The sequence below is a fragment of the Nonomuraea guangzhouensis genome (genome assembly GCF_019396345.1).
Taxonomy (GTDB): domain Bacteria; phylum Actinomycetota; class Actinomycetes; order Streptosporangiales; family Streptosporangiaceae; genus Nonomuraea; species Nonomuraea guangzhouensis.
In genome coordinates, this window is record NZ_JAHKRM010000002.1 from 283,146 (window position 1) to 304,929 (window position 21,784).

19 protein-coding genes and 1 tRNA gene are annotated in these 21,784 nt (G+C 70.6%); 10 read left to right on the plus strand and 10 right to left on the minus strand.

The features are described 5' to 3' along the window. Window positions 1-45: 45 nt before the first annotated feature. The 3 genes from KME78_RS04250 to KME78_RS04260 all read right to left on the minus strand — a co-directional run bounded on the left by KME78_RS04250 (window position 46) and on the right by KME78_RS04260 (window position 2,114). Window positions 46-1,197, minus strand: coding sequence for a nitric oxide synthase oxygenase (locus KME78_RS04250; protein WP_308126803.1), 1,152 nt, complete (start codon window positions 1,195-1,197; stop codon window positions 46-48). Window positions 1,198-1,383: 186 nt separating this feature from the next. Then, window positions 1,384-1,938, minus strand: a complete 555-nt coding sequence (locus KME78_RS04255) for a hypothetical protein (protein ID WP_219527418.1) — start codon at window positions 1,936-1,938, stop codon at window positions 1,384-1,386. A 104-nt stretch (window positions 1,939-2,042) separates the two neighbouring features. After that, window positions 2,043-2,114: transfer RNA gene (locus KME78_RS04260), tRNA-Asn, on the minus strand. 127 nt (window positions 2,115-2,241) lie between these two features. Here KME78_RS04260 and KME78_RS04265 point away from each other — a divergent pair. Next, on the plus strand, window positions 2,242-2,556 hold the full coding sequence (locus KME78_RS04265) for a YtxH domain-containing protein (RefSeq protein ID WP_219527419.1): 315 nt from the start codon (window positions 2,242-2,244) through the stop codon (window positions 2,554-2,556). A 65-nt stretch (window positions 2,557-2,621) separates the two neighbouring features. Here the strand turns inward: KME78_RS04265 and KME78_RS04270 are convergent, their stop codons facing one another. From KME78_RS04270 to KME78_RS04280, 3 genes are read right to left on the minus strand one after another with little or no spacing between them, the layout of a single operon-like run. Next, window positions 2,622-3,095, minus strand: coding sequence for a hypothetical protein (locus tag KME78_RS04270; protein WP_219527420.1), 474 nt, complete (start codon window positions 3,093-3,095; stop codon window positions 2,622-2,624). Continuing rightward, entirely contained in the window at window positions 3,092-4,366 is a 1,275-nt protein-coding gene (locus KME78_RS04275; RefSeq protein WP_219527421.1) for an amylo-alpha-1,6-glucosidase, read from the minus strand. Before KME78_RS04275 ends, KME78_RS04270 begins: the two co-directional genes overlap by 4 nt. Window positions 4,367-4,406: 40 nt before the next feature. After that, on the minus strand, window positions 4,407-4,562 hold the full coding sequence (locus KME78_RS04280; protein ID WP_219527422.1) for a hypothetical protein: 156 nt from the start codon (window positions 4,560-4,562) through the stop codon (window positions 4,407-4,409). Between the two features lie 157 nt (window positions 4,563-4,719). On the opposite strand from KME78_RS04280, the gene KME78_RS04285 reads away from it, so the two are divergent. The 7 genes from KME78_RS04285 to KME78_RS04315 all read left to right on the plus strand — a co-directional run bounded on the left by KME78_RS04285 (window position 4,720) and on the right by KME78_RS04315 (window position 13,303). After that, window positions 4,720-5,907 (plus strand): hypothetical protein, encoded by a 1,188-nt coding sequence (locus KME78_RS04285; protein ID WP_219527423.1) that lies wholly within the window; start codon window positions 4,720-4,722, stop codon window positions 5,905-5,907. Continuing rightward, on the plus strand, window positions 5,904-8,036 hold the full coding sequence (locus tag KME78_RS04290; RefSeq protein WP_219527424.1) for a serine/threonine-protein kinase: 2,133 nt from the start codon (window positions 5,904-5,906) through the stop codon (window positions 8,034-8,036). Before KME78_RS04285 ends, KME78_RS04290 begins: the two co-directional genes overlap by 4 nt. Then, complete coding sequence (locus tag KME78_RS04295; protein WP_219527425.1) at window positions 8,036-9,094, plus strand: PP2C family protein-serine/threonine phosphatase; 1,059 nt, start codon at window positions 8,036-8,038, stop codon at window positions 9,092-9,094. The genes KME78_RS04290 and KME78_RS04295 overlap by 1 nt, the downstream gene beginning before the upstream one ends. Beyond that, complete coding sequence (locus KME78_RS04300) at window positions 9,087-10,379, plus strand: vWA domain-containing protein (protein WP_219527426.1); 1,293 nt, start codon at window positions 9,087-9,089, stop codon at window positions 10,377-10,379. The genes KME78_RS04295 and KME78_RS04300 overlap by 8 nt, the downstream gene beginning before the upstream one ends. Next, window positions 10,379-11,035, plus strand: a complete 657-nt coding sequence (locus tag KME78_RS04305) for an FHA domain-containing protein (protein ID WP_219527427.1) — start codon at window positions 10,379-10,381, stop codon at window positions 11,033-11,035. The genes KME78_RS04300 and KME78_RS04305 overlap by 1 nt, the downstream gene beginning before the upstream one ends. 73 nt (window positions 11,036-11,108) lie before the next feature. Continuing rightward, window positions 11,109-12,497, plus strand: a complete 1,389-nt coding sequence (locus KME78_RS04310) for a GlnX family signal transduction membrane protein (RefSeq protein ID WP_219527428.1) — start codon at window positions 11,109-11,111, stop codon at window positions 12,495-12,497. After that, window positions 12,494-13,303, plus strand: a complete 810-nt coding sequence (locus KME78_RS04315; protein WP_219527429.1) for a glutamate ABC transporter substrate-binding protein — start codon at window positions 12,494-12,496, stop codon at window positions 13,301-13,303. Before KME78_RS04310 ends, KME78_RS04315 begins: the two co-directional genes overlap by 4 nt. Window positions 13,304-13,354: 51 nt before the next feature. On the opposite strand, the gene rpoD is transcribed toward KME78_RS04315, so the two are convergent. Together rpoD and dnaG are read right to left on the minus strand one after the other, a co-directional pair. After that, window positions 13,355-14,458: an RNA polymerase sigma factor RpoD gene (gene rpoD / locus KME78_RS04320; protein ID WP_214638280.1), complete on the minus strand. Its 1,104-nt coding sequence runs from the start codon at window positions 14,456-14,458 to the stop codon at window positions 13,355-13,357. Window positions 14,459-14,875: 417 nt separating this feature from the next. Then, window positions 14,876-16,717, minus strand: coding sequence for a DNA primase (gene dnaG, locus KME78_RS04325; RefSeq protein ID WP_219527430.1), 1,842 nt, complete (start codon window positions 16,715-16,717; stop codon window positions 14,876-14,878). A 194-nt stretch (window positions 16,718-16,911) separates the two neighbouring features. Between dnaG and KME78_RS04330 the strand changes: the two genes are divergently transcribed. Beyond that, a complete protein-coding gene (locus KME78_RS04330) occupies window positions 16,912-17,778 on the plus strand; it encodes a M23 family metallopeptidase (protein WP_219527431.1) in 867 nt (288 codons plus the stop codon). On the opposite strand, the gene KME78_RS04335 is transcribed toward KME78_RS04330, so the two are convergent. Both KME78_RS04335 and KME78_RS04340 read right to left on the minus strand, forming a co-directional pair. Beyond that, window positions 17,762-18,922: an NAD(P)/FAD-dependent oxidoreductase gene (locus tag KME78_RS04335; RefSeq protein WP_246650384.1), complete on the minus strand. Its 1,161-nt coding sequence runs from the start codon at window positions 18,920-18,922 to the stop codon at window positions 17,762-17,764. The two genes, KME78_RS04330 and KME78_RS04335, sit on opposite strands and share 17 nt — an antisense overlap. Window positions 18,923-18,947: 25 nt before the next feature. After that, window positions 18,948-20,168, minus strand: a complete 1,221-nt coding sequence (locus KME78_RS04340; protein WP_219527432.1) for a deoxyguanosinetriphosphate triphosphohydrolase — start codon at window positions 20,166-20,168, stop codon at window positions 18,948-18,950. A gap of 81 nt (window positions 20,169-20,249) precedes the next feature. On the opposite strand from KME78_RS04340, the gene KME78_RS04345 reads away from it, so the two are divergent. Beyond that, complete coding sequence (locus KME78_RS04345) at window positions 20,250-21,749, plus strand: M48 family metallopeptidase (RefSeq protein WP_219527433.1); 1,500 nt, start codon at window positions 20,250-20,252, stop codon at window positions 21,747-21,749. Window positions 21,750-21,784: the final 35 nt, after the last annotated feature.

Genomic DNA, 21,784 nt, shown 5'->3' on the forward strand with positions numbered 1-21,784 from the left:
TCTAGTGGCGGAACGCAAGAAAGGCGGAGATGGCAGGCCGCGCGATCAACCGCTGTGGTGGACGAACGCCGGAGTCAGCGTGGGATTGTCGTAGTAGCGGTGGAAAACGCGTGTGGCGCCGCCGGAGATCGGCGGCACGATCCACGACCAGTCCGCCGGGCAGACGCGCCCCGCCTTCTCCTCCCGCTCCAGGTGCGTGAGGAACCGGTTCGACTCCGTATGGTGGTCGGTCATCGTGACCCCCGCCTGCTCGAACGAGTGCAACACGGCCACGTTCAGCTCGACCAGCGCGTGGTCCCGCCACAGGGACCGGTCGGTGGCGGTGTTCAGCCTGAGACGCTCGGCGACCACGGGCAGCTGGTCGTAGCGGTCGACGTCGGCGAGGTTGCGGGCGCCGATCTCCGCCCCCATGTACCAGCCGTTGAAGGGCGCGCACGGATAGCACAACCCGCCGATCTCCAGGCACATGCCGGAAATGGCCGGCACGGCATGCCAGCGTAGCCCCAGCTCGGCGAACCACGGATATTCCGGATGCGTGAGGGGCACCTCCAGAACCGCGTCGCCCGGCAGATTACACAGCAGCGGCCGCCCTGCCGCCGGCTGGATGACCAGTGGCAGCACGTCGAACCTCCCCTCCCCGCCACGCCAGCCGAGCCCCCTGACCATCGTGGTGAAGTCGGCGTGGCGGGGATCCCCGACGATCGAGCCGTCCCGCAGGCGATGACCGGCGTACCGGATGAGCTGCTCGTTCAGCACCCGGGGCCCGCGCCTGGCCGGCGTGTCCGGCGGGAACACGGTGACCGTCGGCCGAATCCGCCCATCACCGGTCGCGGCGCGCAGATGGGCCACACACTCGATGGCCACGCCCTCGGCGCTGTGCACCTGCCTGCGGTCGCGCACTCTCAACGACCGCCAGTAGAGCCGCCCGATGCAGCGGCTGCTGTTACGCCAGGCCACCCTGGCCCCGAACTGAAGCTCCTCGAACGTATGGACGTAGGTCCCATGACGGGCCACGTCCCTGGCGACCTCACGCAGCCGCGCGTGCACGTCGCCGGCGCTGGGGTTCTCGGCGTGGAAGAGCCTGATGAAGCGCTCCGCCTCGCGGATGTCGATCGTGTGCTCGATGAAGGTCTGTACGGCGATGGCATCGAAGGGACGCAGGGACCTGATCCAGGTACGCAACGCAGTAACCAGCACTTTTCCATCAACGGAGCGCCCCGCCGATTCCGGGTCGGCGGCACCTCCTTGCAGGCGGCGCCCTCTCCACACCGCCTTCACAACGGGACCGCAGCTCCTGCCATCCTTCACCGTCCGACAGCCGTTTGTCCCGGCAAATCAAAAATCCAGTGATCTTATGACTACAAAGCGTGAATGACGGCGTGTTCAGGTTCGTCGGACCATGGGGCGCACCGTGCCGGCATGATCTCCTGCTTCGGTGAGCGCCTGTGATGCGTCCTGACGTGCGCTTCCCCGCCAGCCGCAAGCACATACGGCCACGTAACCTTCACCGCCTCCGGCCCGTTCCTCCGCCCATCCGATGTGCTTCACGTCTGTCTCGCGCAGGAGGAGAACAGCCGTCCCCACCAGCACCATCCCTCCACCTGCCACGAACCCGCCGAGCATCCCGAGGAAACCAGCGTCCGAGGCCTCCTCAATCAGATATGCACCCGAACGGGACAGATGCGCGAGGAGCACGACAAGAGCAAGCGCGCCACCGCCGCCCACGGCCGCCAGGCCCCACGTCATGCGGAGGGCCCGTGAGATGCGCCCGAGGACGGCGGGGATGACAACGACGTCTACTCCGATGATGGCGCCTCCGAGTACATGAGGCGTGAGCATCGGGTGCCAGAAGGGGCGTGCGATGAGAGCAACTGCCACACCGGCGAGCATCAAGCCGCCTGCGGCCAGGGCAAGCGCGGGACGCCTGTCTAGGATCATGGTTCCTCCCCCGCCCAGAACAACGGAACTTGGGAGAGGTTGGTGCCTGGTTTCCGGAACGACTCAGGCCCCCTTCCTTGATCCAGGAAGAGGGCCTGATGTTGCTCCCGCGATAGGACTCGAACCTATAACCTGCCGGTTAACAGCCGGCTGCTCTGCCGTTGAGCTACGCGGGATCGAACGTTTCGCGCCGGTCGGCGGGCCTTGCGGTCCGCTTCCCCTGCGCGCAGGAATAGATTAGCGCACTCCAGGAGTGCGTGTCGCATCGTCATCGGGGTAGTCCGGAGACAGCGGAGGTGCAATATGCGTTATCGAATGACGTTCGCCATTGGGCTCGCTGTCGGCTACGTCCTGGGCAGCCGGGCTGGTCGCGAACGCTATGAGCAGATCAAGCGGGCGGCCCAGCGTGTTGCCGACAGTCCCAGGTTCCAGGAGACCGCGGGGGTGGTCGGCGCGCAGGTGTCCAAGGCGGCCGGAGTGGCCAGGTCGAAGGTGGGTGACACGCTCCAGCATCGGATCCCGTTCCTCAACAAGCACGACCACGCCGACACCGGCACCGGCTGGCCCGGCGAACAGGTCAACGAGAAGAAGGCCAACGAAACCGGCATCCCCTACTGAGCCGGTCAACCCCGGGCATGGCACCCATGCCCGGGGAACGGGGAACGGGGAACAGGGAACAGCACTCACACGCCCATGCTGCGCCGTACGCCCTCAAGGGCCTGTTCGGCCTGTGCCCGCACGCCCGGGTCGTCCGGGTCGAGACCTTCGTCGAAGACGAGGGTCCAGCCCAGCATCTCGCCGCCGGGCCGCCGCCTGGCCACCAGGCGCACCCCGCCACGCCCGGGCAGGTCCACGTGCTTGTTCACCACGATGGTGGCGTTGACCCGCTCCCGCACCGTCTCGGGCAGCAGGCGCGGCTCCGGCAGCAGCACGCGGTGCCTCTCGCCGGACATGGTCAGGACGTTCAGCCCCTCCTCGTCCCAGGAGGCCCGGTCGATCGTCTCGTACGGCACGCGGACCCCGCCGGGCAGGTGCAGCGCCAGGTTCGTGGCCACCACGTGCCCGTCGCCGGTGGCGGCGAAGGTCAGCACCCGCTCCCCCGGCTCGGTGACCAGGGCCTTGCGGGCGTCGGCGGGCAGGCGGCGAAGGATGCTCATTCCTTCACGCTATCGGCGAGCAGGTCCAGGGTCAGCGCCGCACTCCAGGAGAAGTCCCGGCACCCCCGCCCGCTGCCGTCGAACGGGTCGAAGCACTCGCGGAACCCGGCCTGCCTGACCAGGCGGAGCGTGCCGTTGGTGAGCTGCTGGCTGAGCGAGTCGAGCGCGTGCACGCCGGCGGCCCGGCGCAGCAGCCAGTTGGTGTTCACCCAGGACGGGCCGCGCCAGTAGCGGGTGCGGTCGAACTGGGTCGCGCGGATCTCGCAGCTGGGCACCGGGTAGCCGGTGGCGCCCATGAACCTGGCCGATTCGAGCACGTCGATGGCCGCCTGGACGCGGTCGCTCGGCAGGCCGGGGTCGAGCAGGGGGCCGAAGCCGCCGACCGTACAGACGCGGATGAGCCGGTCGGCCCGCAGGTCGCGGGCGTAGAAGCAGCCGTCCCAGAGGCGGTCGAGGAGTGCCTGCCTGATGCGTTCGGCCTGCTCGGTGTGGGGCACCGGGTCGGCGCGGGCCAGCGGCGCCAGGTCGGCCAGGGCCAGGCAGGAGGCGAGCCAGATCCCGTTGAACATCGGGTCCTCGATGGCGAACGGGTGCTCGTCGCGCAGGTATTCGGACCGGTAGCCGGCGTTGCGGTATCGCAGGGCCAGCCAGACGTAGCGGTCGTGGTCGCTGTCGGGGTGGCGCTCGTCGAGTTCGACGTTGCGGTAGCCGTACCTGATCTCGGGCAGCGCGGCCAGCGCCTGGTCCCAGGCCGGGCTGTCGTCCATGCCCGACTCCCAGGGGTGCACGATCGCGGCCAGCCCCGAGCCGCCGAGGTCGCGCGCGGCGGCCAGGTAGGCGTGCTGGGCGGCCAGCGCCGGAAACGCTCGCCTGACGAAGTCGGCGTCCCCGGTGTGCCGGTAGAGCCACCACAGGGCCAGCGCCTGCAGCGGTGGCGAGGTGAGACCCGAGGTGAGCACGCGCGGCGCGGCGTCGTGGTCCTGCGAGCGCCAGACCGAAGGGCCCGGGAAGTACGCCTCGGGAGTGTGGAAGACGATGTGCGGCACCATGCCGGTCGCCCACTGCCCGGCCAGCAGGCTGAGCAGCTCGGCTCTGGCCCGGTCCGGCCGGTACCTGGCCAGACCGATCACCACGAACGCCGAGTCCCAGCTCCACTGGTGCGGGTAGAGACCTGGTGCGGGCACGGTGGAGGTTCCCGTCCAGTTCGCCTCGAGCACGGACATCGCCTCGCGCCCGAGCGCGGCGTCGTCAACCGCCGGCCGCGCCTCCATCAACCCACTATGCGCCGCCGAGCCGCAGGAAGCCAGGTCGCTACGTACGGACCCACTTGGACACGAGCATGATCCCGAAGGCCACGGCACCGATGATGAGGCCCCACTTGAGCAGCGTGAAGGCGAAGCCCACAAGGGGGCCGATGAGGATGAACACGGCGATGATCGCCAGGATTGCGAGAAGTATGCGTCCCATGCCCAAGACGCTACGAGATCCTTTAAGCGAATTGCAGGTGAGACAGGGTTGAATCAGGGACAAGTCAGGGTCCTCCCTACCTTCGGAACCAACCGGTCGGTTTCACCGTTTAGCCGGTAGACAACGGGGCGCGGGGGCCCGTATCACGGGGAGCGTGATGAGTCTCGGACCACCCATGAGCAGGGAGGGCGCGGAGTACGCGCTGCGCGCTCGTTCCGACGAGCGCGACCGCATCTCCGGCGACCTGCTCGATCTTGAAGCGCACACCACCTATCAATTACTCAAGGGCGCCTCCTTACGCGGCCCGACCCAGACCCGCTGGGCCGCCGCGCAGGGCGCGCTCGCCACGTTGTGGGCGCTTTACGACACCTACCGGGGCGTATTACGTACGGCCGAGCAGGTCAAGGGCCCCCGCGGCCGCCTCGGCGCGGAGCAGCTCGCCACCTTGACCGAGCTGCTGTCCGGCCGCTCGGTGGTCCTGAAGGCCGCCGCCAAGCCGGTCGAGGAACGCTCCCTGCTGCCCCAGGCGGACGAGCGGCTCACCCTGGACGAGACCGTCACCCGGATGGACGCCGCCTTCCAGCTGGCCACGGACGTGCTGACCGAGATCGACACGGTCTGGTCCGCGGCGCTGCCCCGCCTCGACGCCGCCGACGCCGAGCTGCGCGTGGTGAGCGACCTGCAGCGGCAGCTCGGCGAGACCCTCGATCTGACCCAGGCGGAGGCCGAGCTGAAGCGGATGCGCGCCGCCGTACTGGAAGATCCCCTCGGCTCGGCCCCACCCGACCACGAGCTGGCCCGCGTCACCGGCGCCCTGGCGAGCACCCGCGCGGACCTGGAGCAGGCGTTGCGGGTCAGCCAGGAGTACGGCAGGCGGCGCGAGGAGCTGGCGGCCGCGCTGGACCGGGTACGGGCGGCCGAGAGCGACGCCAGGGTGGCCCACGGCACGGTCGTCGCCAAGATCGCCCTGCCGCCGCAGGCACAGCCGCGGAGCAAGGTGGACGCGCTGGCCGGCGAACTCGACGCGCTCGACGCCTCGACCGGCACCTGGCTCGACAGGTCCGGCCGGCTGACGGCGCTGGAGCAGGGCGTCGAGCAGGCCGCCCAGCAGGCGGGGGCCACGGCGAAGGCGCTGTTGGGGCTGATCGGCCGGCGGAACGAACTGCGCGGACTGCTCGGCGCGTGCCAGGCGATGGCGGTCCGCAAGGGCCTGGCGGAGGACCCGGACGCCACCGGGCTGTACGAGCGGGCGCGGCTGCTGCTGTGGAGCGCTCCCTGTGATCTGACGAAGGCGGCACAAGCCGTCGACCTGTACCAGCGTGCGATCCACGGAGGTGGCCGATGACCGGATGCGCTCAGCCAGGCTGTACGGGCACGATCGAAGACGGCTACTGCGACCTGTGCGGGCACGCGGCGGCGGCCGCCACGTCCGTGTCCACCCCCTCATCGTCGGCCTCCTCGCCGTCCCCGGACACCCGGCCGGTGAGCCGGCCGATGACCGGCCCGCTGAGCAGTGGCCGGTCGCGGGCCGGCGTGCTGGGCGACCTCGCCGACCTGCCGTCGGTGCCCTACCGGGACCCGGCCAGCGCGATCATGGCCAATCCCGAGGTGCCGGAGGAGAAGCGGTTCTGCGCCAACCCGGCGTGCGGCGAGCCGGTCGGCCGCTCCAGGCAGGGACGCGCCGGGCTGCCCGACGGGTTCTGCCCGCACTGCCGTACCCAGTTCTCCTTCACCCCCAAGCTGGGCCAGGACGACCTGGTGGCGGGCCAGTACCGGGTGCTGGGCTGCCTGGCGCACGGCGGCCTCGGCTGGATCTACCTGGCCGCCGACGAGAACCTCGACGGCCGCTGGGTGGTGCTCAAGGGCCTGCTGAACACCGCCGACGCCGAGGCGCTGGCGGCGGCGGAGGCCGAGCGGAAGTTCCTCACCACCGTCGACCACCCGAACATCGTCAAGATCATCAACTTCCAGCGCTCCGCCGGCCTCGGCTACATCGTCATGGAGTACGTCGGCGGCCAGTCGCTGCACGAGCTGCGCCGCCAGGGCCCGTTGCCGCTGCGCGAGACGCTGATGTACGGGCGGGAGATCCTGCGCGCGTTCGGCTACCTGCACGAGCAGGGCCTGGTCTACTGCGACCTCAAACCGGCCAACGTGATCAGGGTCGGCAAGCGGCTCAAGCTCATCGACCTGGGCGCGGTCCAGCGCGTCGGCTCGCCGCCGGGCACGTCCTGGGCCACGGTCGGCTACCACGCGCCCGAGCTCGACACCCGGCCCTCGTCCGTCGCCTCCGACCTGTACACGGTGGCCAGGACGCTGGCGGTGCTGACCATCCCGTCGTTCAGCCCGGCCAAGGGCGGCGCGGAGAACCCGCTGCCGGCGGACTGCGGCAACGAGTCGTTCGCCCGGCTGCTGCGGCGGGCGACCGCGCCGGATCCCGCCGCCAGGTTCCAGAGCGCGGAGGAGATGGAGGAACAGCTCGTCGGCGTGCTGCGCGAGGTCAGCGCGGTGACGGAGGGCGTGCCGTACCCCGCGCAGTCGTCGATGTTCGGGCCCGAGCGGCTCGCGGCGGGGGCGGCGCTGGCCGCCGACCGCGGGCGGGTGTTCGACGGGCTCGACCCGCTGGAGGCGGCGGCCGCGCTGCCGGTGCCGCTGGCCGACCCCGCCGACCCGGCGGCGGGCGCGCTGGCCGGCCTGGTCGGCCGCGATCCCGACGTCCTGGTCAGCCAGGTCGAGGGGATGGCTCGGACGCCCGAGACGCTGCTGACCAAGGCCCGGCTCCTCGCCGAACAGGGCTCGGACCAGGCGCTCCAGGCGCTGGACGAGGCCGAGCGGGCACGGCCCGGCGACTGGCGGGTGACCTGGTACCGGGCCGTTCACCTGCTGGCCGCGCGGCAGGCCGGCCGGGCGGCGCAGATCTTCGACGAGTGCTTCTCGCTGCTGCCCGGCGAGTGCGCGCCCAAGCTGGGGCTGGCGTTCGCGCTGGAGTGCATGGGCGACGACCCGGTCCGCTGGTACGAGAGCGTGTGGCGTACCGACCACTCCTATGTGAGCGCCGCGTTCGGGCTGGCCAGGGCGGGCCGGATCGGGGTGCTCGACGAGGTGCCCGTCACCTCCAGCCACCGGGTGGCCGCGCAGCTCGCGGTCGTGGCCTCGGTGGCCAGAGCGCCCGGCGCCGACCCGGGCAAGCCGAACGAGCTGTCGGCCGCGGCCGACCGCCTCGACGACCTCACCCACCTCGACCCGCGCCGCCGCGAGCTGCTCATCGCCGAGCTGCTGGAGAGCGCTCTGTCCTGGCTCGACAGCGGTAAGCCGCCCGCCGGGCTGAAACTGGCGGGCGCCGAGTTCACCGAACCCGGTGTACGCAAACGGCTGGAAGGCATCTTCCGCCGCCTGGCCGTGGCCGCGAGCTCCCGCCAGGAGCGCCAGACCCTCGTCGACCAGGCCAACGCCGTGCGGCCCCGGACGTGGGTGTGATGGACCACACCGCCGCCCCGCGGGCGGACGTGCGGTGCCCGGTCTGCGAGGCTCCCGTGGTCACCGGCGACGCCTTCTGCGAGGCGTGCGGCCATCCGCTCGGCGCGCCTTCCTGCAGCTCCTGCGGCGCGCCGGCCGTGGACGCGGACGGCTACTGCGAGCGGTGCGGCCTGCGCCAGCCCACCGGCCGGGACCACACCGAGCTCACGCTCGACAACGGTACGGCGGGCGTGACCGACAAGGGCCTGCGACGCAGCCGAAACGAGGACGCGATGGCGCTGCTGTCCACGGACACGCGGACCGTCGTCGTGGTCTGCGACGGCGTGGGCAGCTCGCCCCGCGCGGACGAGGCGTCGGCGGCCGCCGTGGAGGCGGCGTCCGCCGCCCTGGCCAGGGGTGTGTCCGCCGAGGAGGCGTTCGACCTGGCCGGGCGGGCCGTGGGCAAGCTGGCCACCTCGGTGGACGACGCCCCTGCCTGCACCTACGTCTCGGCGGTCGTCGAAGGCGGCCGGATCACGCTCGGCTGGGCGGGCGACTCCCGCGCGTACTGGCTGTCCCCCGGCACCCGACCGGCCGCGAACGATCCGTCCGTCGGCACCCAACCGATCGACGCCGACCCGACCGCCGGCATCCGACCGGTCAACGCGGGCCTGACCGACGCCGATCCGGTCGACGCCGATGCGACCGCCACCACCCGTCCGGTCGGGGCACATCCGCCCGCCGGGACCCGACCCGCCGAGCCCGGTCCGCCGCCAGGCGTCCGGCTGACCGGCATCCAGTTGACCGAGGACGACGCCGCGCCCACGGGCGAGATCACCGCCTGGCTCGGCGCCGACTACGGCGACGTCCGCCCGCACGTCCGCGTGCTGGAGCCGGAGCACCCGGGCCTGCTGCTCGTGTGCAGCGACGGCCTGTGGCGCTATCTCGACGGCTACACCTTCCCTTCCACCGGCAGCCCCCTGGACATGGCCCGCGTGATGCTGCGGCACGCGCTCGACTCCGGCGGGCAAGACAACGTGACCATCGTCCTGATCCCTCTAGGAGACGCACATGGGTGACCAGCCCACCTTCACCCTCCACATCGACCAGAACAAGTACCTCCCGATCGACGGGCGCGAGGTGCACGCCATCCTCACGATCAACTCCACCGGCTCGGTGACCACCACGGCCGCCACCCCGGCCGAGGCCGCGGAAGTGATCATCATCGACACGTCCGGGTCGATGAGCGGCGGCAAGATCCGCGAGGCCAGGCAGGCGGCCGCGACGGCCGTGCAGACGCTGCGCGACGGCGTCAACTTCGCGGTGATCGCCGGAACCGACCGCGCCAGGGTCGTCTACCCGCGCAACCCCCAGCTGGTCAGGGCCAACGCGGCCACCCGGGCCGAGGCGCAGCGGGCCATCGGTCAGCTGTCCGCCGGCGGCGGCACCTCGATCGGCCAGTGGCTGCACCTGGCCGCCCAGATGCTGTCGGCCCATCCGAACGCGATCAGGCACGCCATCCTGATGACCGACGGCCAGAACAACGAGCGCGCCGACGTGTTCGCCGCCGCGCTGGCCCGCTGCGAGGGCGCGTTCGTCTGCGACAGCCTCGGCGTCGGCGACGACTGGGTGCCCGCCGAGCTGCGCAAGGTCGCCGAGGCGCTGCTGGGTACGTTCGACTTCGTCAGGAACCAGGGCGACCTGGCCGACTTCTTCCGCAAGCTCACCCAGACCTCGATGAGCAAGACCGTGGCCGAGCTGGTGATGCGGGTGTGGGTGCCGCAGACGGCGACGCTCAAGTGGGTCAAGCAGGTCTCGCCCACGCTGCTCGACCTGACCGGCAAGCGCACCGACGTGAACCCGCTGACCGGCGACTACCCGACCGGCTCGTGGGGCACCGAGGACCGCGAGTACCACCTGTGCGTCGAGGTGCCGCCCGGCCAGATCGGCAGCGAGATCCGCGCGGGCTGGGTGAAGCTGCTCCGCCCCGACACCCAGGAGGTCTTCGCCAGCGGCAACGTGCTCGCCCAGTGGACCGACGACCTCGCCCAGTCCACCCGGATCAACGGCAAGGTCGCCCACTACACCGGCCAGGCCGAGCTGCACGAGCTGATCCAGGACGGACTGAGCGCCCGCGCGGCCGGCAACGTCGACCAGGCGACGGCCCAGCTGGCCAAGGCCAAACAGATCGCCGTCGATTCGGGCCGCGAGGACACGGCCAGGCTGCTCGACAAGGTCGTCGAGGTGGATCCGGCCTCCGGCACGGCCCGGCTGCGCAAGAACGTCGACAAGGCCGACGCCATCGAGCTCGACACGGGCTCGGTACGTACCAGCAGGCTGCGCAAGGACGGGGAGGGCAGCTGATGGCGACCTGCCCACAGGGCCACGCGTCGGGTGACGACGAATACTGCGACGTCTGCGGCCTCCAGATGGCCGGCTCCCCGGCACCGGCCGCGGCCACCAGCCCGGCCGGCTCCGCCGCCCCCACCGGCGCCGGGGCCGGGGCCGTGGTGGAGGACTGTCCCGTCTGCCAGACGCCACGTGCCGGGCAGTTCTGCGAGGTGTGCGGCCATGACTACTCCGGCACCGCGCCGTCGCTGGCGCCGGTGTCCGGAGCCCGCTGGGAGGCGGTCAGCGCCGCCGATCGCGCCTACTACGACCAGGTGATCGCCGAGGGCGGTCCCGACGCGCACGTCGTCGCCTTCCCGCCGTACTGTCCCGAGCGGTCCTTCGCGCTGTCGGGCGAGCAGGTACGCATCGGCCGCCGCAGCCGGGGCCGCGACCTGCGGCCGGAGATCGACCTGACCGGCCCGCCGGAGGACCCGGGCGTGTCCCACCTGCACGCCGTGCTGCTGGCCCAGCACGACGGCTCATGGACGCTCGTCGACCCGGGCTCCGCCAACGGCACCCAGGTGAACGGCAAGCCGGTCATGGTCAACGTGCCGGTCCGGGTGGGCGCGGGCGACCGCATCCACCTCGGCGCGTGGACCGTGATCACGATCCGCGAGGGCACACCATGACCGCGGTCACAAGGACCGCCGCCGTCACCGCCGTCACAAGGACCGCCGTCGTCACCAGCCATGAGGGGGCGCCATGACCATCGTCCAGGCCGGCCGGCCCGGTCAGGCCGTGCCGGCCCCGCCGGGGACCCCGGCTCCGGCGCGCCGGAGCGTGCCTGGCCGGATCCGCGTCATCTCCGGCATCACCGTGGCCTCCCTGGCGCTGCTCTTCGCCGCGCTGGCGGCCGGGAGCACGAGCGCGCGCGACGGGCTGACGGTGATCGGCCGCGACGCGGGCCCGCAGGTCGTCGCCACCGCCGGCCTGTATCTCGGGCTGAGCGACATGGACGCGCAGGTCGCCGACGCCCTGCTGATGGGCAAGGAGTACGGCCCCCAGCGCCAGGCCGCCATCGCCCAGTACGAACGCCGGCGCTCCGAGGCCAACCAGGCGCTGCTGAAGGCGTTCGAGCTGTCCGGCGACAACCCGGCCGAGCGGCAGACCGTCCAGTCCGTGCTCGACGGCCTCGGCCGCTACGAGCGGCTGGCCGGGCAGGCGCTGCTGCTCGACACCCAGGCCGATCACCCGGCCGGCCCGCCGCCGCAGAAGGTGGTCGAGGTGTACCGGCAGGCCACCGACCTGATGCGGCTGGTCCTGCTCCCCCAGGCCTACAACCTGACGCTGGAGAGCGGCACGATCGTGCGGCGCACCTATGACGAGAAGAGCGTCATGGTGCCGACCGTACGGTTCGCGGTGATCGTGGCCGGGCTGCTGGCGCTGAGCTGCCTGATCTGGCTGCAGGTCTTCCTGGCGCGGCGCTTCCGCCGGGTGTTCGGGCCGGCGCTGCTGGCCGCGACCGTCGTGACCATCGTCGCGCTGGTCGCCGGGGTGAACGTGCTCGGCCGGGATCTGCAGGAGCTGCGCACCGCCAAGGCCGACGGCTTCGACTCGGTGCTCACGCTGGCCAGGGCCCGCGCGATCAGTAACAGCCTGCACGGCGACCAGAGCCGGTTCCTGCTCGACAAGGGCCGGGCCGACACCTACGAGCACACCTTCCTCGACAAGTCGCAGTCGGTGATCTACCTGGAGGCGGGCAACCTCGACGGCTACCAGGCCAAGGTGGCGCAGGGCGCCAAGCACTTCCTCGGCCTGCTGGGCACCGAGCTCGGCGGCAGCGACGGCGAGCGGGCGCTCGACGCGTACACCCGCTTCCAGGACGCCGACGCCAAGTTCCGCGCCCTGGCCGCCAGTGGTCAGGCCAGTGAGGCCGTGTCGGCCCGGCTGGGGACGGTCCGCGAGTCCTTCGACGCCTACGACAAGGCGCTGCTGAAACTCGCCGAGCAGCATGAGGCCGTGTTCAAGCGGGCCACGGACGCCGGCGAGAGCGCGCTCGACAACCTGTGGCGGCTGCTCCCGTTCGCGATCGGCGGCCTCGGCCTGCTGGTCATCGCCGGGGTGTGGCCACGGCTGAAGGAGTATCGATGAAGCGGCTGCTACCCGCGGTGCTGGCCCTGACGGCACTGCTCGCCGGGGGGTGCGGCATGGGCGGCCAGGAGTCGATCGAGTCCAAGGACAAGATCGTCATCGGGGTCCGCACCGACCTGCCGTCGGTCGGCGCGCGCAAGGCCGACGGCACCTTCGAGGGCTTCGACGTGGACGTGGCCCGCTACATCGCCCAGAAGCTCGGCAAGGACTTCGAGTTCATCCCGGTGCTGGCGGCCGACCGGGAGAAGGTCCTGGTCGACGGCAAGGCCGACCTGGTGCTGGCCACGTACACGATCAGCCAGGACCGCAAGTCGAAGGTCCTGTTCGCCGGGCCGTACCACATCTCCTACCAGGACATCCTGGTACGCCCGGACGAGCCGTCGATCGGAAACGTCCGCGACCTCAAGGGCCGCAAGATCTGCCAGGTGCAGGGCTCGAACGCGGCGCAGCGGGTCGTGGAGGAGCGCAAGGTGGCCGCGCAGGTGGTGCCGGTAAGCGACTACGCGGCCTGTATGGCGGCGCTCAAGGACCACCGGGTGGACGCGATCACCACCAACGACGTCATCCTGGCCGGGCTGGCCATCAAGGACGGCAGCGGGCTGCGCCTGGTCAACGCCCAGTTCAACGAGCAGCGGACCGGGGTCGGCATGCACAAGGGCGACGTCGCGGGCTGCGAGGCGGTCAACCGGGCGATCACCACCATGTACCAGGACGGGACGGCCTCGAAGCTGCTGCACAAGTGGTTCGGCAAGGCCGGCCTGAACCTCAGCACCATCGCGGTCCCCCAGTTCGAGGGCTGTTCGTAAGAACGGCGGGCCCGGGGAACTCCCCGGGCCCGCCGTTCTTCGCCGCAAGAGTCAATCCAGATAGTCGCGGAGCATCTGCGCCCTGGTCGGGTGGCGGAGCTTGGCCAGCGTCTTCGACTCGATCTGCCGGATGCGCTCCCTGGTGACGCCGAACTCCCTGCCCACCTCCTCCAGTGTGCGCGGATGCCCGTCGGCCAGGCCGAAGCGGAGCTGGATGATGCGCTGCTCGCGGTCCGACAGCGTCGCCAGGATGTCGTCGAGCTGGTCCTGCAGCATGATGAAGGCCGCCGCCTCCATGGGCACGACCGCGTCGGCGTCCTCGATGAAATCGCCGAGGTCGGAGTCTTCCTCACCGATCGGCGACTGCAGTGACACCGGCTCCTGGGCGATGCGCTGGATCTCCACCACGCGATCGACCGGGAGATCCATCTCCTTGGCGATCTCCTCGGGCGCGGGTTCGCGCCCCAGGTCCTGGTGGAGCTGTCGCTGCACTCTGACGAGCTTGTTGATCGTCTCCACCATGTGCACCGGAATGCGAATGGTGCGCGCCTGGTCGGCTATCGCCCGCGTGATCGCCTGCCGGATCCACCACGTGGCATAAGTGGAGAACTTGTATCCCTTGGTGTAGTCGAACTTCTCGACCGCGCGGATGAGCCCGAGGTTGCCTTCCTGGATGAGGTCCAGGAAGAGCATTCCACGACCCACATAACGCTTGGCGATCGAGACGACGAGCCTGAGATTGGCCTCGATGAGGCGCTGTTTCGCCCGGGTTCCCTGCCAGACGAGCTCCCTGAACTCAGGGAAGGCCAACCGCGAGACCCCACTGGCCAGCTTGTCCTCGGCGAACAGACCCGCTTCGATCGACTTGGCGAGCTCCACCTCCTCTTCGGCTGTGAGCAGCGGCACCCGGCCGATCTCCCGCAGGTAGATACGGACAAGATCGCTGGTCGGGGCCCGCTTGCCTACGTCTTCCTCGTCGGCGCGGGTGGTCTCTTCCTCTCCCTGGGGTTCGAGAACCTCCACGCCGTTCTCCGCGAGCATCCGCACGACGCGTTCCAACGCGTCGGACGGGAGCTCTGAGCGGTCAAGCGCGGCTGCGACGTCATCGACGGTTACGCTTCCGCGCTCCCTTCCCTTAGCGACGAGGTCCGCCACTTGATCTACGGATGGCGGTCCACTTGGCAGTACCGATGCACCCACGGGACACAGTCTGCAGTATTGGTTCCGTAAAATGGCAGACCCATTTTTGTAACCGAAGGTAAGGCCGTGACCCTTACCAAAACGAGATCGCTTTAAGGTTTGGCGGGACTTTGATCAGGAAAGTAAAGTCCATTACGCGGTCGAGTAAGGCGCGTCCGGCCCGGGGTTGTCGCCGGTCGCATGGCGCAGCCTGCCCGGATACGGATTGACTCCGAGGTCCGGCGGGGCGCGTGAAGGATTCCGCCACCGTCATCTGGATTCAACAAGTTCCCGACATCTTCTGGTCACCAGCTCTTGAACAAGCCGTTACGGGGCCCCATTCGCGGCCGACGGCGTGGGCAAAGCGGGTGCTCACATCCCCGCCGAAAACCCTCAGCTGCCCGCGGCCCGGTCCCGGAGGACCCTGCGCTGCTGCTCCAGCGCCACCAATTCGCCGAACAGCCGGTTGTAGTCCTGCTGCTCGTCCACCGGGTTGAGCCGCTGGATGCGCGACTTGACCTGAGCGATCGCCCGGTCGACCGCGATGGCCTCGATCGCCGCCAGCATGGCCGCCCCGTAGCGCTCCTCGGTGTGCGAGTCGGCCCGGATCGCCTCGACCGCGAACCGGGTCACCAGCGCCCGCGTCACCTCGTCGTGACACTGCTCCAGGAGCCGGTCGACCCACTCCCGGCCGCCGTGGCCGGCCGACGCGGCGCCCCCCGCCGCGGTGATCACCTGGTGCACGAGGACATGGTCGGGCGCGGTGAACGCCCGCGGGTCGAGCGCGTCGAAGCGGGGGCCGAGCAGCGCGGGCCGCTGGATGGCCAGTTTGAGCAGCTCGCCCTCGACCCGCACGTTGGGATCGACGGGCGCGGCCTTCGGCGCCCGCTGCGGGCGGCCCTGCTGGGCCCCGCCGACCTCGGCGATGCGCTGCATGACGAACCGCTCGTCCATGAAGCCGAGCCACCGGTCGAGGTCGATCGCGTAGCGCTTGCGCAGGCCGACGTCCTTGATCCCGGCCACGATCGGCGCCGCCGCGTCGAGCGCGGCGATCTTGCCCTCGTTGCTGCGCAGGTCGTAGCGGCTGATCGTGCTGCGGATGGCGAACTGGAACAGCGGCTCGCGGCTGGCGATCAGGTCGCGCACGGCCGCGTCGCCCTGCTTGACGCGCAGGTCGCACGGGTCGAGCCCGTCGGGCTGCACGGCCACGTAGGTCTGGGTGACGAACTTCTGCTCGTCGGCGAACGCCCGCAGCGCCGCCTTCTGCCCGGCCGCGTCGCCGTCGAAGGTGAAGATCACCTCGCCGCGGAACTCCGCCTGGTCGAGCAGGAAGCGCCGCAGGATCTTGATGTGCTCCTCGCCGAACGACGTGCCGCAGGTGGCGACCGCCGTCGGCACCCCCGCCAGGTGGCAGGCCATGACGTCGGTGTAGCCCTCGACGATCACCGCCTGGGACCGCTTGGAGATCTCCCGCTTGGCCAGGTCGATGCCGTAGAGCACCTGGCTCTTCTTGTAGAGCGGGGAATCAGGGGTGTTGAGATATTTCGGCCCGTCGTCGGAGTCGAGCAGCTTGCGCGCCCCGAACCCGATCACGTCGCCCGTCGCATCACGGATCGGCCAGATCAGCCGCCCGCGGAACCGGTCCATCGGCCCGCGGCGCCCCTCCTTGGCCAGCCCGCCCTTGACGATCTCCTCGGCGGTGAAGCCGCGCCCCATGAGATGCCGGGCCAGCGCCTCCCACTCGTTGGGCGCGTAGCCCACGCCGAACAACTCGGCGTCGGCCCGCTCGAACCCCCGCTCCGACAGGAACCGCCGCCCGGGCGCGGCGTCCGGGCCGAGCAGCTTGTCGGCGTAGAACTCGGCGGCGGCCTTGTGCGCCTCGATCAGCCGGGCCCGCTCACCGTGGTCGCGCCGCGGCATGTAGCCGCCCTGCTCGTACTGCAACTGGATGCCGGCCCGCTGCGCCAGCCGCTCGACCGCCTCGCCGAACGTCAGGTGCTCGATCTTCTCGACGAACGTGATGACGTCGCCGCCCTCACTGCAGCCGAAGCAGAAGTACATGCCGCGCTCGGGCGTCACGTTGAAGGACGGGCTCTTCTCATCGTGGAACGGGCACAACCCCTTGAGGTTGCCGCCCCCCGCGTTGCGCAACTGGATGTGCTCGCCGATCACATCGGCGATGGGTGATCGCTCACGAACGAGCGCGATGTCGACGTCACGGATCCGGCCAGCCACGCCGGTGAGTCTATTCCCGCGCTACGACAACCGGCCCCACCCGGGCTCATGACTGCCCTCCGTGAGGTGACGGTGACCTGCTGGTAAGGGGATGTCACCGTCGAGTCGCGAATGGGGGAAATATGTCGGTAGCACGTCCCCGGTCGGCTACAAAGGTAAATGTTTGCGGTGGAACATCGACACGGGTGGAGATCATGCGAGCGGGGCATCTCGGACGATGGGCGGCCTTAACGGGCGCAGCGCTTCTGGCGAGCGCGTGCTCGCCGGCCACCGGAGTGGCGGGCGTCAGCGCGCAGTCAACGGCCGCGACCACGGCGAGCGCCAGCCCGTCGGTCACCGCCACCATCCCGTCGGGCGACGCTCAGTCGGCCGAGACGCCGCCCAAGGGCGAGGATCCGACCAAGATCCCACCGCCGAAGGTGTCGAAGTACACCTACTCCTTCCCCGTCCAGGGCTGCAAGACGACCTACCAGCGCAAGCTCCTCGTCCTCCCGAAGACGACGATCTGGGCGGCCAAGGGATGCGCCTTCGTCTCGCCGGTCGACGGCGTGGTCGACGAGGTCAACACCGTGAACAGGTGGGCGTTCGCCACCGACGCGGGCGCCACCCGTGAGGGCCGCTACGTCACGATCATCGGCGACGACGGCGTCCGCTACCTCGGCGGCCATCTCGACACCGTGGCCGACGGCCTCAAGCCGGGCGCGCGGGTGAAGGTCGGGCAGAAGCTCGGCCAGGTCGGCAACTCCGGCAACGCCGGCGCCACCGCCCCGAACCTGTACTTCGCGATCTCCTGGAAGACCGGTCCCGCCTACTGGTGGGTGCGCCGGGGCATGGTGAACCCCTGGAGCTACCTCGACGCCTGGCAGTCCGGCAACAAGACGCTGTCGCCGAAGGAGGAGACGCTGAAGTTGCGCGGCAAGGTGGGCGAGACGCCGCCCTGCTCGGTTCAGTGCGCGTCGAAGCAGGCGCCGGAACCCACCCCCACCACCAAGAAGAAAAAGAAGAAGAGGACCGGCGCCAAGCCGTCTCAGACCCCGATCATCATTACCGATCCGACGTGAGCTCCTTCGGGTCCACGGTCGCTCCGGAGCGGATGAGTTCCTTGATCTCGCCGGCGACGTCCCAGATGTTGACGTTCATGCCGGCGACGACCTTGCCCTCGCGCAGCCAGTAGGCGACGAACTCCTGGTCGGGGACCGAGCCCCGGTAGACGACGTCGTCGTAGCCCTGGATGTCGCCGTTGAACTCCATGCCCAGGTCGTACTGGTCGGTGTAGAAGTACGGCAGGCGGTCGTAGGTGACGTCCTGGCCCAGCATGGACCGGGCCGCCACGGGGCCGCCGTTGAGCGCGTTGGCCCAGTGTTCGACCCGGATGCGCCGGCCGTACAGCGGGTGGAAGGCCTCGGCGACGTCGCCCGCGGCGAACACGTCGGGATGCGAGGTGCGCAGGGCGGCGTCCGTCAGGATGCCGCTGCCGACGTCCAGTCCGGCGTCGCGGGCCAGGCCGACCTCGGGTGCCGCGCCGATGCCGACGACCACCAGGTCGGCGGTCAGGCGCTCGCCGGAGCTGAGCCGCACGCCGGTCTCGGTGATCTCCGCGGCGCCGGTACCGGTGCGCAGGTCGACGCCGTTGCGCCGGTGCAGCCGGGCGAAGACCTCGCCGAGTTCGGGCCCGAGCGGCCGGTACAGCGGCGTGGGGTCGGGTTCGACGATCGTGACCTCGCATCCGGCCTTGCGGGCGGCCGCGGCGGTCTCCAGGCCGATCCAGCCCGCGCCGACGACGGTCACCCGCCCGGCGTCGGCGAAGCGGGCCTTGAGCGCCTCGCTGTCCCCGACCGTGCGCAGGTAGAGGGCGGGGCCAGGCAGCCGCCTCGGCGTCGCCCCCGTGGCGATCAGCAGCTTGTCGTACGACTGGCGCGAGCCGTCAGCGAACCTGACCACGTGCTCGTCGAGCTCGACCCGCGTGACCCGCAGGCCGGTCCGGAGATCCACGTCGTTGTCGGCGTACCAGCCGGCGCCGTGGACGAAGATCTTCTCCCGCTCGCTCTTGCCCAGCAGGTATTCCTTCGACAGGGGCGGTCGTTCGTAAGGGCGTTCGGACTCCGCGCCGATCAGGACGATCTGGTCGCCTGAGCCTTCTTCGCGCAACGTCTGCGCCGCCTTGGCCCCCGCCAGACCCGCGCCGACGATCACATATGTAGCCATGGGCGCAGTATCCGCCCGCCGGGGGTCATCGGGAAAGACGCTTGTGCCAGGCGACGGCCGACGTGTCGGTGAGGGAGGCGATCTGGTCGATGACCACCCGGACGCGAGCGGCGTCGTTGGGCGCGCCGAGATAGGAGGGCCGGAAGGCGGGCTCCAGGGTGGCGGGCGCGCCGAGCGTGATCAGGGAGGCCAGCTCGGAGATGAGGTCGCGCTGCCGGACCTGGTTGGCGTGGTGGTCCTCGGTGGTCATCACGTAATGGGCGGTGATGCCCTTGAGCAGCGCGCACTCCAGCCGCGTGGCCGGCGGCACGACGAGCTCCGCGCGGTGCCGCGAGGCGTACGCGTCCTTGGTGGCGGTCTCGGCGGAGCGGCAGAAGCGGCCGATGAGGCCGCTCGTCAGCGCCTTGAGCCCGGCCAGGTCGGCGAAGGTGGCCTCGAAGCGTCGCGGCCAGAGCGGGGTGGCGAGCAGCCCGGCGAAGACGGCTTCGAGCTCGGCCAGGTCGGCGCCCGGCGCGTACCAGGTGCGGGCGGTCTCGCAGACCTGGCGGCGCTCGCCGGCCGACAGCAGCGCCTCGGGCGTGACGTGGCCGGAGTGCAGCGCGTCCTCCAGGTCGTGGACGGAGTAGGCGACGTCGTCGGCCCAGTCCATGATCTGCGCCTCGAAGCTGACCCGGCCTTCGGGCGCGCCGTCCCTGATCCACTCGAAGACCGGCAGGTCGTCGTCGTAGACCCCGAACTTCGGTGACCTGTCGCAGGTCCACGGGTATTTGATGGAGGCGTCGAGCGCGGCCCTGGTGAGGTTGAGCCCGGCGCTGCCGCCGTCCTCGGTGAGGACCTTGGCCTCCAGCCGGGTGAGCAGGCGCAGGCTCTGCGCGTTGCCCTCGAAGCCGCCGCACGACGTGGACAGCTTGTTGAGCGCCACCTCGCCGTTGTGGCCGAACGGCGGATGGCCCAGGTCGTGCGCCAGGCAGGCCGTCTCGACCAGGTCGGGGTCGACGCCGAGCGTCGCGCCCATCTCCCTGCCGACCTGGGCGCATTCGAGCGAGTGGGTGAGCCGGGTGCGTGGGATGTGCTGGCCGCCGCCGAGGGTCTCGCCGGGCCCCACCACCTGCGTCTTGGCGGCCAGTCTGCGGAGCGCGGAGCTGTGCAGGACCCGGGCGCGGTCGCGTTCGAACGCGCTCCGCTCCGGGTTGCCGGGAGGTTCCGGCACCCACCGTGCCTGGTCGTGCTCGTCGTAGCGGGCCATAAGAGCTGTGATTTTATCCAGTTTCCGGTCTCCGCTAGTGTCAACCCTCGCGAGAACCCCCTTCCCCGGGAGCCCTCCTCCATGACCACTGCGTTCCGGGCGGTGCTGGCCTTCGGCCTGCTCGCCGGTTTTTACCTGCTCGTCGGCCTCATCCTGGCGGCGGCCGTCTTCTTCGACGTGCTGCTGCTGGTGGACTTCCATGTCAACGCGCTCAAGCTCGCGGTCCCGCTGACCCTGGCGGCGGGCGCGCTCGTCCGCGCCCTGATCATGGTCAGCCGCCGCAAGGACGGCGAGCAGCCGGGCGTACTGGTCACCCGCGAGCACGAGCCCGCCCTCTGGCAGGTGGTCGAAGACCTGTCCCAGCGCGTCCGTACGGCGCCGCCCGACGAGATCCGCCTGGTGCCCGAGGTCAACGCGGCCGTGTCGGAGGACACCCGCTTCCTCGGCATGAAGGCCACCAGGCGGCGCATGTACATCGGGCTGCCGCTGCTGCAGACCCTCACGGTCGACGAGATGCGCGCGGTGCTCGGCCACGAGCTGGGCCACTACAGCGGCGCCCACACCCGCCTGGGCGCGCCGGTCTACCGGGGCCGGGTGTCGCTGATCGCGACCGTTCAGGGGCTCGGCAACCATCCGTTCATCCAGCGCCTGTTCGCCTACTACGCCAAGCTCTACCTGCTCGTCTCCCAGGGCGTGTCGCGCAGGCAGGAGCTGGAGGCCGACCGGTTCGCCGTGGGCATCGGCGGTCGCCAGGCGATGTCGGAGGCGCTGCGCAAGATCCACGGCACGGCGGCCGCCTGGGACATCTACGCCGCCGGCTACCTGTCGATGACCGGCGTGGGCGGCAACCGGCCCGCGGCCGTGTTCGGCGGGTTCCACGCGCTGATGAGCGACCCTGCCAGGCAGGCCGAGGTGGCCAAGCTCGGCGAGCAGCCGGAGGAGACCTCCCTCTACGACTCGCACCCGAGCCTGAGCGAGCGGCTGGCCGCCATCGAGCTGCTGCCGGAGCCGGAGCACGTGCCCGACCCCCGCTCGGCCCTCACCATGCTGCGTGACGCGAACGTGGCGGTGCAGGCGGTCGAGGAGTCGATGTGGACACCGGAGGCGCTCACGGGGCTGCGGCCGGTGACGTGGGAGGAGCTGATCTCCCAGGGCATGTACGCCGCCCGCAACGCCGAGGCCCTGAACGACCTGGCGCTGGCCGGGCAGCGGGTGCTGGGCGCCACCCGGCCCTACCTCGACGCGGCCTTCGAGGTGATCGCCAGGGACCGGCGGCCCGAGCTGGAGGAGAAGCTGCTCGAGCTGGGCTGGAAACCGTCCGAGACGCTGCTGGCCGGGGTGCTCGGCCAGGCGCTGGAGGCCGTGCTGATCCAGCACGGCCAGGCCCGGTGGACGCTGTCGTGGGCGGGCCCGGCGCGGCTGCTGTTCGACGACGGCGAGGAGGTGGCGCTGTCGGAGTACGCGGCCCAGGTCGCGGGCGATCCGTCCGCCGTTCCCGGACTCCGGAAGTGGCTGGGCGACCTGGGCATGCGTCACGACTACGTGCCTGCCACGCTGGAACAGGCCGAGGCGGCCGTCTAGCGGCCGTTCCTCGGCGGCTGTCCCTCAGCGACCGT

Excerpts from the sequence above, each read along its gene's own strand:
- KME78_RS04255 (WP_219527418.1), bottom strand. The coding sequence starts at position 1,938 with ATGATCCTAGACAGGCGTCCCGCGCTTGCCCTGGCCGCAGGCGGCTTG.
- KME78_RS04265 (WP_219527419.1), top strand. The coding sequence starts at position 2,242 with ATGCGTTATCGAATGACGTTCGCCATTGGGCTCGCTGTCGGCTACGTC.
- KME78_RS04270 (WP_219527420.1), bottom strand. The coding sequence starts at position 3,095 with ATGAGCATCCTTCGCCGCCTGCCCGCCGACGCCCGCAAGGCCCTGGTC.
- KME78_RS04275 (WP_219527421.1), bottom strand. The coding sequence starts at position 4,366 with ATGGAGGCGCGGCCGGCGGTTGACGACGCCGCGCTCGGGCGCGAGGCG.
- KME78_RS04280 (WP_219527422.1), bottom strand. The coding sequence starts at position 4,562 with ATGGGACGCATACTTCTCGCAATCCTGGCGATCATCGCCGTGTTCATC.
- KME78_RS04285 (WP_219527423.1), top strand. The coding sequence starts at position 4,720 with ATGAGTCTCGGACCACCCATGAGCAGGGAGGGCGCGGAGTACGCGCTG.
- KME78_RS04290 (WP_219527424.1), top strand. The coding sequence starts at position 5,904 with ATGACCGGATGCGCTCAGCCAGGCTGTACGGGCACGATCGAAGACGGC.
- KME78_RS04295 (WP_219527425.1), top strand. The coding sequence starts at position 8,036 with ATGGACCACACCGCCGCCCCGCGGGCGGACGTGCGGTGCCCGGTCTGC.
- KME78_RS04300 (WP_219527426.1), top strand. The coding sequence starts at position 9,087 with ATGGGTGACCAGCCCACCTTCACCCTCCACATCGACCAGAACAAGTAC.
- KME78_RS04305 (WP_219527427.1), top strand. The coding sequence starts at position 10,379 with ATGGCGACCTGCCCACAGGGCCACGCGTCGGGTGACGACGAATACTGC.
- KME78_RS04310 (WP_219527428.1), top strand. The coding sequence starts at position 11,109 with ATGACCATCGTCCAGGCCGGCCGGCCCGGTCAGGCCGTGCCGGCCCCG.
- KME78_RS04315 (WP_219527429.1), top strand. The coding sequence starts at position 12,494 with ATGAAGCGGCTGCTACCCGCGGTGCTGGCCCTGACGGCACTGCTCGCC.
- KME78_RS04330 (WP_219527431.1), top strand. The coding sequence starts at position 16,912 with ATGCGAGCGGGGCATCTCGGACGATGGGCGGCCTTAACGGGCGCAGCG.
- KME78_RS04335 (WP_246650384.1), bottom strand. The coding sequence starts at position 18,922 with ATGGCTACATATGTGATCGTCGGCGCGGGTCTGGCGGGGGCCAAGGCG.
- KME78_RS04340 (WP_219527432.1), bottom strand. The coding sequence starts at position 20,168 with ATGGCCCGCTACGACGAGCACGACCAGGCACGGTGGGTGCCGGAACCT.
- KME78_RS04345 (WP_219527433.1), top strand. The coding sequence starts at position 20,250 with ATGACCACTGCGTTCCGGGCGGTGCTGGCCTTCGGCCTGCTCGCCGGT.